This window comes from Acidobacteriaceae bacterium, assembly GCA_028283655.1.
Lineage (GTDB): Bacteria > Acidobacteriota > Terriglobia > Terriglobales > Acidobacteriaceae > Granulicella.
In genome coordinates, this window is sequence record JAPWKE010000003.1 from 1778834 (window position 1) to 1793173 (window position 14340).

The 14340-nt window shown below is 53.6% G+C and carries 12 protein-coding genes; 5 read left to right on the forward strand and 7 right to left on the reverse strand.

Going from position 1 to position 14340, the window contains the following annotated elements; all coding sequences use genetic code 11:
* Positions 1–9 precede the first annotated feature (9 nt).
* The 4 genes from PW792_10325 to PW792_10340 all read right to left on the reverse strand — a co-directional run bounded on the left by PW792_10325 (position 10) and on the right by PW792_10340 (position 5492).
* The gene (locus PW792_10325; GenBank protein ID MDE1162325.1) at positions 10–1509 is read right to left on the reverse strand and encodes a TolC family protein; all 1500 of its coding nucleotides are present in this window, start codon (positions 1507–1509) and stop codon (positions 10–12) included.
* A 375-nt stretch (positions 1510–1884) separates the two neighbouring features.
* Positions 1885–2748, reverse strand: a complete 864-nt coding sequence (locus tag PW792_10330) for an alpha/beta hydrolase (GenBank protein MDE1162326.1) — start codon at positions 2746–2748, stop codon at positions 1885–1887.
* Between the two features lie 591 nt (positions 2749–3339).
* Complete coding sequence (locus tag PW792_10335) at positions 3340–4080, reverse strand: sigma-70 family RNA polymerase sigma factor (protein MDE1162327.1); 741 nt, start codon at positions 4078–4080, stop codon at positions 3340–3342.
* Positions 4081–4937: 857 nt separating this feature from the next.
* The gene (locus PW792_10340) at positions 4938–5492 is read right to left on the reverse strand and encodes a hypothetical protein (GenBank protein MDE1162328.1); all 555 of its coding nucleotides are present in this window, start codon (positions 5490–5492) and stop codon (positions 4938–4940) included.
* Between the two features lie 505 nt (positions 5493–5997).
* Here PW792_10340 and PW792_10345 point away from each other — a divergent pair.
* Positions 5998–6588 carry a TetR/AcrR family transcriptional regulator gene (locus PW792_10345; GenBank protein ID MDE1162329.1) on the forward strand — a complete coding sequence of 197 codons (591 nt, stop codon included), beginning with the start codon at positions 5998–6000 and terminating at the stop codon, positions 6586–6588.
* A 512-nt stretch (positions 6589–7100) separates the two neighbouring features.
* A complete protein-coding gene (locus PW792_10350) occupies positions 7101–7751 on the forward strand; it encodes an HD domain-containing protein (protein ID MDE1162330.1) in 651 nt (216 codons plus the stop codon).
* A 221-nt stretch (positions 7752–7972) separates the two neighbouring features.
* On the opposite strand, the gene PW792_10355 is transcribed toward PW792_10350, so the two are convergent.
* Entirely contained in the window at positions 7973–9439 is a 1467-nt protein-coding gene (locus PW792_10355) for a catalase (protein ID MDE1162331.1), read from the reverse strand.
* Positions 9440–9711: 272 nt separating this feature from the next.
* Positions 9712–10533 (reverse strand): alpha/beta hydrolase, encoded by an 822-nt coding sequence (locus PW792_10360; GenBank protein MDE1162332.1) that lies wholly within the window; start codon positions 10531–10533, stop codon positions 9712–9714.
* A 479-nt stretch (positions 10534–11012) separates the two neighbouring features.
* Between PW792_10360 and PW792_10365 the strand changes: the two genes are divergently transcribed.
* The 3 genes from PW792_10365 (at position 11013) to PW792_10375 (ending at position 13635) form a co-directional block, all read left to right on the forward strand.
* Complete coding sequence (locus tag PW792_10365; protein ID MDE1162333.1) at positions 11013–11732, forward strand: hypothetical protein; 720 nt, start codon at positions 11013–11015, stop codon at positions 11730–11732.
* A 131-nt stretch (positions 11733–11863) separates the two neighbouring features.
* Positions 11864–12715 carry an AraC family transcriptional regulator gene (locus tag PW792_10370; protein MDE1162334.1) on the forward strand — a complete coding sequence of 284 codons (852 nt, stop codon included), beginning with the start codon at positions 11864–11866 and terminating at the stop codon, positions 12713–12715.
* A complete protein-coding gene (locus PW792_10375; GenBank protein MDE1162335.1) occupies positions 12712–13635 on the forward strand; it encodes an AraC family transcriptional regulator in 924 nt (307 codons plus the stop codon). The genes PW792_10370 and PW792_10375 overlap by 4 nt, the downstream gene beginning before the upstream one ends.
* Positions 13636–13678: 43 nt before the next feature.
* Here PW792_10375 and PW792_10380 read toward each other — a convergent pair whose 3' ends face one another.
* Positions 13679–14314 carry a response regulator transcription factor gene (locus tag PW792_10380; protein ID MDE1162336.1) on the reverse strand — a complete coding sequence of 212 codons (636 nt, stop codon included), beginning with the start codon at positions 14312–14314 and terminating at the stop codon, positions 13679–13681.
* Positions 14315–14340: the final 26 nt, after the last annotated feature.

Sequence of the window (14340 nt, forward strand, 5' to 3'; positions counted from 1 at the left end):
GGTAGAAGTTCAGTTCGATCCGAAGAGTTCACCGAGATGGGACTCTGCGGAGCCAAGAGCGCGTGCCAGGGCCATCTTCGCCACATTCAGCGAGAACATGCTGGCAACGTAGTTATCGTTTGCGGCTTCTTGCGCTTGTTGGGCTTGGAGAACTTCGAGATAGTTGGTAACGCCATTCTTGAAGCGATCTTCCGACTGTTCGAGCGCTTTGTTGGCGAGCTTGCGGTTGTCTAACGCGACCTTGACCGCTGAAGTTGACGCATGCACATCGAGTCGAGCTGTCCGAATGTCATAGTCCACACGCCCCTGAAGGTCGAGGTATTCGGCACGCCGTTGTATGAGGTTGGCTTCCGCTTCATGGACATCTGACCGGATGCGTCCGCTGGTGAAGATCGACACACTGATGCTGCCTTGCACGGAGTAGACCTGGTTGTAGTTCGCCGGATTTTGACCCCCGCCGCCGTAGGTGCCAGCGAAGGAGATCTCGGGAAGGCGCTCGGCATGAGCCGACCGGACGCCAAACTCTGCGGCCGAAACCTCTTGCTTCAGGCTCGCAAGATCGGAACGCGATTGCGTGGTGGTCGAAGACGCCGGCTCTGGAGTCGTAGATACGGTCGCATCATAAAGTCCGCTTGGCTTCCACTGCTGCTCCAAGGGAATGCCAGCCACACGATCTAGTGTGAGCTTGTCTTTTTCCAAGTCATTGGTCGCGTTTACGACGCGCTGCTTTGCTGTACTGAGTTCGACCCGTGCCTTCAACGCATCAATCTCCGGCGACACCTCGGACTTGAACTGATCCTCAACCTGCCGGTTGAGTTCTGCGGCAGCGGTCTCCGCAGTTTGTGCTGCGACCAAACGGGCCTGACTGGCGACGACTTGGAAATAAGCGGCGCCAACAGCGAAGGCGACCACGTCGCGCGCATCCGTCGTGCTCAGGAGTGAAGCTTGCTCAAGCTTCTTTTGCTGTTTGTATTTATCGAGCAGGCGGAAGTTGACGACGGGAGACTCTGCTTGAATCCGCGCCTCGGAGTATCCGAAGGCACCGCTGGTTGGCGGGAGGACAATGCCTGCGCTCTTCGGCAGCTTGATACCGATCTGCTGGAAGCTCAACTGCTCAAAGTCTTGCTCTGCGCGGGCGGAGATTTGAGGGAGCAATGCGGCCAGTGCGTGCTCACGCTGTGCGCGTGTGCGTGCATCGGTCTGTTGATCGTCGATGAGCCCCAGATTGTATTTCTCTCCCCGCGCAATCGCATCGGCCAAGCTCAGTGTGAGCACTCCATTCACGACCTTGCCGTCGCTGGCGCTCCCTAGATAAGGGTTCAGCGATTGCGTTGCGCGCGCACTCGGATTCGTCGAGTCCGTGGCGGGATTGATCGGACGAGGCGTGTTGATGGAGCCAAAAGATGGTGAAGCTCCCTGCTGGTTCGCCACCTGGGCAGAAGCCACAGGCGGCCCCGCGATGATTACCTGCATGGCGAGGACGGCAAGCCCTGCTACGTGTCTTTTCATTCTTTCCACACCTTTCCGGTGGTCAGACGGTTACTTCGACCACTCGGCAGTGAGGGAAGCCAGTTGCTTTGCTCCCGGCTCCCTCGCTGCCACGACCTGCATCGATCCGAACTCAGAGGTCAATGCGCTACACTGCCTCCTCACTGGTCCAAAACATCAGGCAAGCCAATTGCTCTACACGCGACTCAACGATGCAATGATTGGCCATCTGCGGCAATTTGCAGTGTTCATGCTGATCTGTGTCTGACAGTGTCCTCTCGAAGACCCGAGCTAAAGGACTTAATAAAACATGGGTTTACCAAGCTTGGACATATGGCGTGTGCTACAGGTGCGTCTTCAGTTGCGCACTTGTAGCCTCTCGCTTAAGGCCCGAACCTACTTTGGGGAGAGCATGGCATTGGCCACCGCTCCCGGGTCGTCAATCTGTGGCCAGTGTCCCGTGGGTAGTGTCACGAGAGACGCATGCGGCAGCTTGGACTGGAGATCCTGTGCCACTCCAATATTGAGGTAAGGGTCCAACTCCCCCCAGATAAGGTGGAAAGGAATGTCCAATTTCTGCACGGCTGCCAAGCGTTCGTCGTTTCGTTTCACCTCTGGGAAAGCAGACGCTGTCATGGTCGCAAAGGCAGGACCCGCGCTTTGCTCTTGCATAAAGTTCTCCGCGACGATTGGCATCAGGAACTCGTCAAAATGCTTTGCCAGAGCGATAGGCATATGCGCTTTGAACTGTTTACCTTGAAAGTCGAGTAGCCATCCCATTTGGCCTGGATCGGCCAAAATTGCGCTAGAGAGTCCAGATAGGCTTCCGGTCGCGAACAGTTCTATGAGTTCGGGTAGCTTTAGGGTGGGTGTACTTCCATAGAAGCAGTTGAGCAGGTAGACCTCAGCGGTCCTGCCAGGGTTTTTCAGGGCAAAGTTGATTGCGACGGAACCTCCGGCATCGTGACCTACGGGAATGATTTTGTCCAAGCCGAGACCATCTGCTACCGCTTTCACATCCGTCAACTGCTGGTCAAAGCTGTACTCCATCGTCTGGGTTTTGTCTGAGCCACCAAATCCCAAGAAGTCGAAGGTTATAACCCTCTTGCCGGCTTCGGCCATGAGCGGAGCCCACTCATCAAATATCTGGAGGTTGTCCGGGAATCCATGAAGGCCAACATACGCGTCGCCTTGGCCGCCGTAGTCTCTGACCCGGAGCATTCCATGCCCCTGGGGGATGCGTTGTTCTTGGTATTTCATGAGCTTTCCTCTTTCCTAAAGTTTTGCGCCTTACGCTGTTGTGGTTGGAGGTGACTCGGGCACCGATGCCCATATCACCGAGACCGTTTGGGTGAGAAACTGGCCGCTACGGGAGACTGCATGCGAGCAACTCATTTCGGATGTGTCTCCGGTCACCGCTTCAGAGAAGCAATGTTCTGTCTGAGAAAATCTGGAAGACTGATGGGGTGTTTCCAGGTAATGCGCTCCACGACGTTCTCCGTACCGGCAAAGATGCCATTTTGGTGGTCAACCGCAATTTCGTGGAAGTGCTGCCAGAGTGTCATCGGCTCGCTTTTCTAACGTGCCTTCGTGCTCTCCAGCCGACGTTCCGGTTGCCAACTCCTCAAGGTGGAAAGCATGAATCTGTCGATACTCCAGCGGCTGGCCAAGCACCTTACCAATCTCTGCCGTGATCTCGGCAAATGTATATTCCTTCTCTCCATAAAGCGGATCAGACTCTAAACGACTCGTTTATTTTGTCCGGTCGGACAATTTTGCAAGGTGGATCCACCGGAATGCCGCAGGGTTACAGGTGAGTGCCGCAGAACCACAGAAATGTCATTTGCACTCTCATGCGATATTGAGCCGTATGTGTCGAGAAGTCTGCTGCGGGCGTGTACTTTGGTGCCCATCCTCATCATTCCCGATGATCACGATCTGAATCGGCGTCCATGTATGGCCACCCCTATGCGCTTGACTCGTCCTGTGACCGACGGTGCTTTTCTGTTGTCCGAGAATTGCCATCAATCTTTGTCGAGCTCGATAGGCGCGAGATTTCGTGGCAGCCAGGGAGAGTCCCCGTCTTTCGGCGATTTGCAATATCGGCAGTTGCTCATAAACGTAATCGCAAGCAATATTCTGCAAACTCGGAGGGAGACGCGATATTGCACGAGAGAGTTGCGCCCTTTGCTCGCCATCCAGACAGAGTTGTTCCGGATCCCACGCACTGTCCGCGAGAGGGAGGAATGAGGATTCATCATCCGTCAGATCTTCAAATGAGGTAACTGGTTTGCGTCGTGTCTGACGCAACCGTTGCAAGCTCGCATTGATGGCTATCCGGGTCAGCCATGTCGAGAACGTCGACGCACCCTGGAATGTATGGAGCTTTCGGAACACGCAGAGCGAGACCTCTTGATATATGTCTTCGACATCTTCATTGTTGTGAACGAATGAATAAGCGGTGCGACAGACAAGTGCCGCATGTCGCTTGAGCAGTTCTCCGTATGCATCGGATTCTCCAGAGCGAGCCCTGTTAATCAACGCGTCGATGCTGCTGTGCGTACCAGCTGAAAGCTCCTCACAAGCCTGCATGAAGTGTTCTCCGAGTGTCTTGTATCGCTTACCCCTGAATCGTAGAGAGAAAACGTTCGGCCTTCTTTGCTGAATGTAGCGGCCTTTGGAAAATGCAGGATCATCTCAATGGAGGTCTGGTTCTGGAACGATCAGATGTATATGAGGGAGCCAATTCAGGATCATCATTAGGGCAGGCGATGAGGTTATGGCGTCCCCCATCTCCGAGCGCCCGGAAGGGAACCCACGGCTGATCGATTTATCGCTGCTCTGGTGACGACGAGCGCCTCTGTAGCTAACAAGAGTTAGCGATCCTCATCTAGGACATCCTTGATGTCAGATCACACCATCCTGATAAGACTCCTGTATATACATGGCCGCCATCTATATACAGGCGGTCGTCGAAGCAACAGTGCAACGCGCTCGCCCGTATTGATAACCGCACTTGCTGCCGTCCTAGCGTTCATTCCGCTCACATCTTCGGTTTGTGCCGATCGATGGCACAGACACTCATTGGTGCGACTCTAACCGCACGCTTCTCTTTCTTCCTGCGCTCTATGTAGTTGGTAACGTGTGCAATCGCCCAAGACTACTGAGGTGCAGGACACCGAACTGACCAACAGCGCTCTAAGAGATGGCCAACTCACTCTGTGACTCGGCCATCTCTTCTCTGTTGCTTCTAGATTCTGCGTATGCCGTGTACGACACAGCTCTTGAACCAACTGAAAGCTCCGTCGCGAGAGAAGCATTTCCGCATAGGCACCCCTGGAGATCGTTCCTATGGACACCCCATGCCACCCAACACTCAATGAACCAAGGATCGAATCGCGACGAATGTATTGGAATTTACTGAAATGAATGTCCGCAAGACAAGAACGCTAGATGCCAAACTGCCGAAGATGATAGTCAATGTGGATCTGAAGCAGTTTGCCCCATTCCCATAACGACATCTTGCCAAAGGTGCAGTGCGGACCCCACTGATCGGCTGCCCTCCTACTCCACGCTGATTCGATGATCTCCACGAGTCGGTCTCGCTCCACAAAGAAGTCGAAATGCTCTTCGTGCGCAATCCGAAACCCTGCAGGCAGTCGGAGTCCTTGTGGCTGCTCTGGAAACCAATCAACCAAGATCCATCGGAACACTGTGCGAGAGGCGAGGTAGCTCTCGTCTGGAAGCGTGTAGAAACCGTTCGGATGACCACACGCGAGATTGAGATGATGCAAGCCCTGGTCTACAGTCATGGTCCCCCAGACTGTTAGGGTGGCGGGACTCAGCATCGCGATACGAGATTTGTATTCGTTGAGTTTGGCGTCGGTGAAAAACGCCATCCCGTTGACTTGCGGCTTGCGGAGTGCGCGGGGAACATAACGAACCATCGCTCCGCCGGTTCTCCAAAAGTCCACGGTTAGTAAGGCTGAAAGTAGGTTGGCCATGCTCACCTCTCTCGACGATCGAATAATGTACCGATTCCGCCGATTTCATAGAACAAATGTGATGGCCTCAGTAACGCGCGGTGGAACCCCGGGGGCCGACAAATGTCATGCCTGAGGCTACTGAGAACGATTTCCGTGTGTTTCATTGTCTTTCCCGCGATCCGCTATGCACTCTGCGAAGATTGCCCGCTTCTTATTTGGAGTACGTTAGGGCGCTTAATGCTGCATGCAAATTGCCTCGTTCGCATCCTACGAATTTCAGTAATCGAATCGTCAGAGACCAGGCGAGCCATGCGGTCCAACTGATCCATCCGCCATGCATAGGCTCTTGTCTTGCCGGACCGGAAGTAGCGCCGCTGAGGATCATCCCGTTTTCAGAGTCCCGAGAGAAACAGGACTCAGTCTTGCCAAATTCGGGCGGATTGTGGATCTTTGTACCGGATTGGGGAACCCCTGTACGCTAGACATGTAAGTCGATGCTTCAGGTGTGGAGCAGAAAGGACCCATGAGGCGATCAAAGGCAGACAAGGCCGTTACGCACTCGAAGATTGTCGCCGTCGCGGCGAAGCGATTCCGTGAGAGGGGACTCAACGGAATTGGCGTGGCGGACGTGATGAAGGAAGCTGGAACGAGTGTCGGGGGGTTCTATAAGCATTTCGGATCACGTGACGAACTGGTGATTGAGGCTCTTGCCGAGGCATTCAAAGACCTCGACACGCTAGAGCGTTCCGCTGAGGAGCTGTCTGCTTACCTGTTGAAGTTCATATCTGAGGAGCACCGCGACACCCCCATGACAGGCTGCGCGATCACAGCCTTCGCGGGTGAAATCGGACACGCAAGTACGGGTATCCGTACGGTCTACACGCAAAGGGTCAAGCAGACACTCAGCTACTACAGAGACCACCTCAAGGGCGACGAAGAAGCGAGGCGTTCAAGAGCTATTCTGTTGCTGAGTGCGGGTGTCGGTGGGCTTTCGCTTTCCCGAGCCGTCAACGATAAAGCTCTATCGAAGGAAATACTCGCGGTACTGAGGCAAGAGCTTACGGCTCTCGCGGACCGACCTGTACGTAAGAGGACCGAAAGCAAAGCAGAATAGCCGCCCTCACTTTAGCTTCCTCATTCTTCTTGCGGAACAATTTCAACGAGCACAGCCACGAGGATTCAACTGAAACGATGCAAGTTTATCGCCTGCTCGATCTGTGCGTCCCCAAGGCATAGGGCCTAATATCGTCTTCCCGTCAAAGCCCGGAGAAGAAAGCTGACCGGGAAAGCGGTGTCCATTCACCCGCCACAGGCCGCTCCTCGCTGATAAAGACTTTGATGTCATAGTGGTGCGAAGCGTCAACTATCGCTCTGCACAGGCTAATCCGGCAACAGTGATGTTGATCTCGTTTGGCATACGATGCGAGGTGCAGCACACCCAAAAACGAGCGCTTCTGAAAGGAAATGGCGAGGCGAAAGCGATAGGATTGTTTGGGATAAGGCATCATCTTCGACTCTGGTAGGGGTTCACCAGGAGTGCAGGGATCGCAGCAACACTATTTGCGGAGCTGCATGTATCCGATGCGGACCACATATCTGTAAGAACTGCACGTGGGAGTGCAAGCAATGCGAGAATCAATGAATCTACCGCAATCCGTATATATTCCTGACAGTAAGCTTGCGGAAAACATTACCTCGTTCATCCGTGATAACGAGACAGAACTTTTGTTCAACCATTCGAGCAGGGTGTATCATTTCGCCGCCCTGGCAGGCCTGAAGCGAAACCTGAATTTTGACCGGGAGCTTCTATACGCGGGTGCAATGTTCCATGATCTTGGCCTAATGCCGAAGTTCAGCAGTGAATTCGAACGGTTCGAAGTCGATGGAGCCAACGCCGCTCGAAGTTTTCTTGAACAATACGGTATTGATTCGATCGATATCGAGCATGTGTGGACAGGTATTGCACTTCACACGACTCCCGGTATCCCGCAGCATATGCACCCTGTCATCGCTCTGGTCACTGCAGGAGTCGAGATGGATGTACTCGGTCTTACCCACGCGCAATATAGCGATGAAGAGCGTGAGGCAGTGGTCAAGATGTTCCCGAGATCCGCCGATTTCAAAGAAGATATCATCCAAGCGTTCTATGACGACATCAAGACCAAGCCCGAGACCACATTTGGGAATGTGAAGGCGGACGTGCTTGCGGACAAAAGCGTCAGCTACAAGCGTGGAAATTTCTGCGCGGTGATTCGGAACTCCGCTTGGCGCAGCTAGGACGCACGATGCCATCCAGATCAATCGTTACAGGAGACCGTTTAGGGCTCCGCAGTTACAGCCACCAGGCCGCGGTAGGCCTCAGCTCTGTGTCGGTGGCCGTCATCTTCGAGATCAGATGCTTTTTCGTCCCAAATGGCTACGATTGACGGTTTTCGATATCCGTCACCTCGCAGAATCGGACAGCAGGGGTGAGATGCTGCCAACCCCTGCCGCGCAAACTACAAGTGTTCGGTAGTCGGAGATTTGGTTCCCTTAAGTAGCTCAATCGCATGCCGCACACCGGCACCGTATTCGGGGTGGGCTTTCTCGCAGTTGCCAATGTGACGTTGTTGCACTTCTGGCCGGGCTCCGAAGAGCGCGCGGGCTGTGTTTGCGAATAATCTTTCACGTTCTTCACTACTAAACATGAGGAATAACGCTCTTGGCTGAGAGTAGTAATCGTCGTCATCATCACGAAAGTTCCAATGATCCGCCGCGCCCAAGCCTTGAAGCGAGGGCTCTCGGAAATCGAGCTGTTCAAGCCATTCACCCTTGCTATTCGGCTCGTAACTGGTCGCAGCGCCCACATTTCCATCGACTCGTGTCTTGCCATCACGGTGATAGCTGTGAAACGGACATTTTGGCGCGTTCACGGGAATTTGGCTGTAGTTGACCCCTAGCCGGTATCGCTGGGTGTCGCCATATGAGAACAGCCTGCCCTGCAGCATCTTGTCCGGCGAAAAGCCGATGCCCGGTACAACGTTGGCTGGTGAGAATGCGGCCTGTTCCACGTCAGCGAAGAAGTTCTCAGGATTTCGGTTCAACTCCATCACCCCGACCTCAATCAATGGATAGTCTCCGTGCGGCCAGACCTTAGTCAGGTCGAAAGGATGAATCCGGTACGTCTCGGCGTCTTTTTCCGGCATGACCTGAACGTATAACGTCCATTTCGGAAAATCACCGTCTTCGATGCTCTTGAAGAGATCACGCTGGTGGCTTTCACGATCGTTGCCAATGAGTGCAGTCGCTACTGCATCCGTGATGTTCTGAATCCCTTGCTGCGTCTTCAACGTGAACTTCACCCAATGCCGTTCGTTCTGCTCGTTGATAAAGCTGAATGTATGACTGCCAAAACCATGCATATGCCGAAACGATTTTGGGATACCGCGATCGCTCATAACGATGGTGACCTGATGTAGTGCTTCAGGGAGGAGGCTCCAGAAGTCCCAATTATTGTCTGCGCTACGCATCCCGGTTTTCGGGTCGCGCTTGATTGCGTGGTTCAAGTCTGGAAACTTCAGCGGATCGCGCAGAAAAAAAACCGGTGTATTATTACCAACCAGATCCCAGTTGCCCTCGTCTGTGTAGAACTTCATCGCAAAACCACGGATATCGCGCTCGGCATCAGCAGCGCCTCGCTCTCCTGCCACAGTAGAGAAACGAACAAACATTGGCGTTTGTTTGCCAATTTCAGAAAAAATCTTTGCGCGTGTGTATTGGGTAATGTCGTGTGTCACGGTAAAAGTGCCGAACGCTCCCGCACCCTTCGCGTGCATCCGTCTTTCAGGAATAACCTCCCTGTCAAAATGAGCGAGCATTTCCAAAAACCAGATGTCCTGGAGTAACGCTGGACCGCGGGGTCCTGCCGTTTGGATGTTTTGGTTATCCACTACTGGCGCGCCGAATGCTGTAGTCAGTTTGTTCACGTGAGAGATTTCCTTGGCTGGTTTTGGTTGACAGTACAAAATGCAGCGCCCATAGCTCTTGCCGAAACATTGCAATCTTGCGTCAAACCGTCATCGCAAACTTGGGGTGCTTCCGCAGGGATCGCACGAAGCACGCGATGCCACAGGTCAGTAGTGGTAACAGCTACTGACTTGTGGCCACATGGCATCGATTGCCAGAGGAGTGCGAAAGGCCGAGACTCAACCCCATTCCGATTCGAATGGGCTGGCCGCTCGGCCCTCAGGCAGTCTAACTAGCTCTTGAGAAAATTGAGAATGTCTGCATTGATCGCTTGTGAATGCGTTTCAGCCATCCCATGCGGATATCCCGGATAGATCTTGAGAGTGGTATTTGGAAGGATCTTCGCCGCTCTTACACTTGCATCTTCATAAGGAACAATTTGATCATCTTCTCCTTGCAGGAGCAGGGTGGGAATGGACATCTTCTTGAGGTCCTCGGTAAAGTCCGTCTCTGAGAACTGTTGAATGCAGTCGTAGTGGCCCTTGATTCCTCCGAGCATCCCCTGCAGCCAGAAGTGATTGCGGATCCCCTGTGAGACATGAGCGCCTTCGCGATTGTAGCCATAGAACGGCATCGTGAGATCCATGTAGTACTGGGAGCGATAGTCCAGGACACCTTTGCGGATGGCATCGAAGACGTCCTTCGGAAGGCCTCCAGGATTCGCCTCTGTTTTGAGCATGATTGGCGGAACAGCTCCGATCAGCACTGCCTTACGTACACGCTTGGTTCCATGCCGACCGACGTAACGAGCAACTTCTCCACCACCTGTGGAATGGCCAATCAGCACCGCCCCTGCGAGATCCAGGTGATCGATGAGGGTCGCGAGGTCATCGGCGTACGTGTCCATATCATTGCCGTCCCACGTCTGATCGGAACGGCCGTGGCTTCTGCGGTCGTGTGCAATGACGCGATATCCCAGCTGCCCGAAATAGATCATCTGGGCGTCCCACGCGTCCGAACTGAGCGGCCAGCCGTGACTGAACACGATCGGCTGTCCCTTGCCCCAGTCCTTGTAGAAAATTCTTGTACCGTCTTTCGCCTGAACAAAGCTCATTTTGTGTTCCCCCGTCTGTGTATGTGTCCGTGTGTCCTGATGCAGAGGTTCTGCATAGACCTCTCGGCAAGAGCCCGCAAGAACGCCGAACGAAACTGCAGTTTTCGTTGCAACAGAGATGAAGTCTCGACGTGTCATCTCATCACCAGTAGAGATTGCGCTCATGATGCCTCCTGACCTGACGAGCATCGTTGCACTGAGCTGCACTCAATATCTTTGCCAGAAGAGACATTTTGTGTCTTGGAACCCCACGCCTGAGGGATTCTTTAGCGGTCTTCCTCAAAGCGGTGCGAAAACAGTTGTCATTCCACATATGGCGCGTTTCAGCCAAGAGTCCCTGCTTGGCAGAAGCTTAGGATGCCGAGAACTGCTGCCAGGCCTATCTTCGGGCCGGCCCGGAAGAAGTAGGCATCTCTCTCTGGTCTGCTCTCGGCTTCGAACTCTGCTTATGGAACTGATCGGTATCGAAAGGGATCGAAATGGGACAGCTTCTAGAACTGGCCATGGAAGCACATGGAGGGATGCAGCGCTGGCTGACCTTTTCCGATCTAGTGACAAATGTTGGTGTTCATGGAGAACTATGTGAAAGGAATGGATGGACCGGACCGGTGCCCACGTCGCGAATGCTCCTCTCTCTTCGGGAGCACCGAACAGTAGTGACGATTCCTCCTGTCGGCGACAACGTAATCGTTGAGCCAGGGATCGTCACGTTGATGAAGGAACGAAAAGAAGACCGTCGCGTATTACGTCACCCCCGTCGGGTGTTGCTTCAAGAAAAAGAGAACACGGTATGGGATGTCCTGCGTACGTCCTATTTTTTCGCCCATGTCATCCGCTTTTCTGTCACTGTCCCCTTCGTCTATGCGTCAAAGGGTTTCACTATCGAAGAAGTCGAGCCACGGATCGAAAACGGCGAGCCGTGGCGCGGACTCAAAGTAACGCTTCCACCAGCGCTGGAAGCCCCAATCACCTTCCAAGTCGCGCATTACGGCGCAGACGGGTTACTCCGTCGTCTTTACAGTAAAGTTGACGTTCTGGGAGTGTCTGATCTCGTTGAGTATGTGGCTGACTACAAACAGGTCAGTGGTATCTGGATTCCTACGCTGAAACACGTGTTCGCTTGTGGCAGCGACGGCGAGACACTCGGTCGTGACTGTATAGGGAACATCAGACTCCTCGATGTCTTACTCATCGACTAGGGTGTCAGCGAGGTCCTGTGCCCCCCCTCAAAAGAGGGTAAGGAGAGCGGACTCTAGTGGGGCTTTCCGAGGCGGTAGCCTATTGAAACAATAAGGGGCATCGATGCTTACTTCGCTGTCGAGGCCCGCGCATGACGAACATCCAACCCGGATATCTGGAGTCACATCGTTCGAGTTTCCAGCCATCCCCTGAGGTGCTTGTTTGCCAAACGGAGCAAGCTGGGCGCCTGATCTACATCGGGAACGGACACAAGGATTTAAAGAGCGCCACAGAGCCAACTCTTCACGTTGGACTTTCAGCAGCCAGCGTCGCAAGCTACGTGGCAATGTTTGAAGACGTCGATGGGAGCGATCCAGACAATATCGATCTGCACGTCGAGATTCGAATGCTGACACGGTTTCTCCCCGTGCACCGACATCCACCGTCACTTCATGCGATAAAGACGGAAGACCTCGTGGTTATCGGCCTCGCGCGAGAACTGCTCTCTGTGGGGGCTTTCAGCAAGCGTGAGCCTGAGCTTCTCAAACGAGCAGCATCTTTGCTTTGCGCTCGTTTAGCGGATCTCGTGTTCGAACGCGAGACGTCATCAGGCCCTCGAGGTTTTGAGATGTGGCAGCTCGAAATAATTCATGCGCAACTTGCCGAAGACGCAGAAGAAGTCAGCCGAATTGCCATGATCGCGGATCGATGTGGACTGTCAGTATGTCACTTCTCACGGCTCTTTAAGGCTTCGTTCGGCTCATCATTCCATCAATTCCGATTAAAAGCGCGTATCAATCATGCCCGTGAGAAACTCGCTGCGTCCGATCAATCCATCTCCCAGATTGCACTGGAGTGTGGCTTTGCTGATCAGTCATGCTTAACGAGGCGCTTCACAGGTGAGATGGGAATTTCGCCAGGATTGTGGAGGCGACAGAATAAGTTGATAGCGACACCAGCCTCAGGCGGTGTGCCATCACCGCGCTTATGGGCGGCCACATGAAGCCTCTACAACAAAAGACTCTCTCTCGAAGGATTGGCAGCGTTCCCCTGACGTTTGCCATGGATATGCGTGGGGATAGGTTCAACTCCACTGGCTCTCGAATCTCCCTGCGCGTATCTCTGCCGCTTCCTGGTGCGGAAATCCGTATTGCTGCGGGAATAATTGCGGTACTCGTACAGATTGAACCAGAAGCTAGACTGGCGTCCCAAGGTGCGGCTAAGTCGTATCTGGCGGGGAAGGCCGGCGATACTTGTTCCTTTTCATCAGGTACTCATGTAATTACCGAAGTATTCAGTGTCGGAACGGTCATGCGATTTGACGTGGCCAGAGCCGATTTCAAGACATTTGCGCAGGTTGAATGTCGCGCGGATGTTTGTACGTTTGAGATACCGGCAGGCCGACAGGATCCCACGTTACTATTCTTCGCAAAGGCAATACGGCCGTTGCTTTTAGCGAGGGCTATGTCCAGGGAGTTCTCGCGCCACTTCACTTCCACTTTCTACAGCCATCTTCTTGTGGCTTATGCGGTGGCGGGTGTCGATGTCGCCCGATTTTCTGGTGGCTTTTCTCCAAGAAATCACGCGAAGATCATTGCGCTCCTCGCAGAAGACACCCGGGCCAAGCTCTCTCTAAAGGGTTGTGCAAGTGCATGTGCTCTGTCTGAGAGGCATTTCGCAAGAGTGTTCCATGAGAGCTACGGAATTCCGTTCCACAAATTCCAGTTGAACAAACGGATTAACCGAGCGAAGCACTTGCTCATGGAAACTGATCTTCCATTGAAAGTGATCGCAACTCACGCCGGATACGCCGACCAATCGACATTTACGGAAAGCTTTACAAGAGAGAGCGGATTGGCCCCGGGTCGCTATCGCCGACTTCATCAATCGGTTGCAGACACCAGCATGACGCATCCCCGTTAGCAGGCCCTTGCACGACAGTAGCCTATAAACATTTTCACTAGAGTCACGTGTGCGGCTCTAGAATGCCTCGTTTCATGGCGATGACTACTGCGTGAGTTCTATCGCTTGCACCAAGTTTTGCGAAAATGCTTTTCATGTATCCCTTGACGGTCTGCTCTGTCAGATTGAGGCGATCCGCGATCATTTTATTTGAGCAGCCTGCAGCGGCACCGCGAAGCACTTCTAGTTCTCGTTGGGATAGTTCTTGTGAGTGCAAGTGTTGGGCAAGTTCCATCGCGATGGTGGGTGGAATCTTTTTCTGGCCTGCGTGCACGCAACGAATCGTATCCATTAACTGCGTGCGCAATGCATCCTTCAACAAGTACCCTGCGGCGCCACGTCTTAAGGCCTTCTCCGCCTGCGAGTCACCTGAGAAGGTCGTCAACACGATCACCTTGGATCGTCCCAGATGTGCTTCGAGAGCCGAAAGGACCTCCAGTCCGTTCATGCGCGGCATTTGTAGATCCAAGAGCATGATGTCGGGCTGCCACCTCTTGAAGGACTCGACCGCCTCGACGCCATCCTGTGCCTCCGCAACAAGTAACATGTCCCTCTCTTGGGAGAGCGCGAACGCTATGCCGTCGCGTATAAGAGGGTGATCATCCGCACACACCACTCGAATTAGCGATTGTTTACCCATGTGCCGGTCCGAAACAACAGATTGCT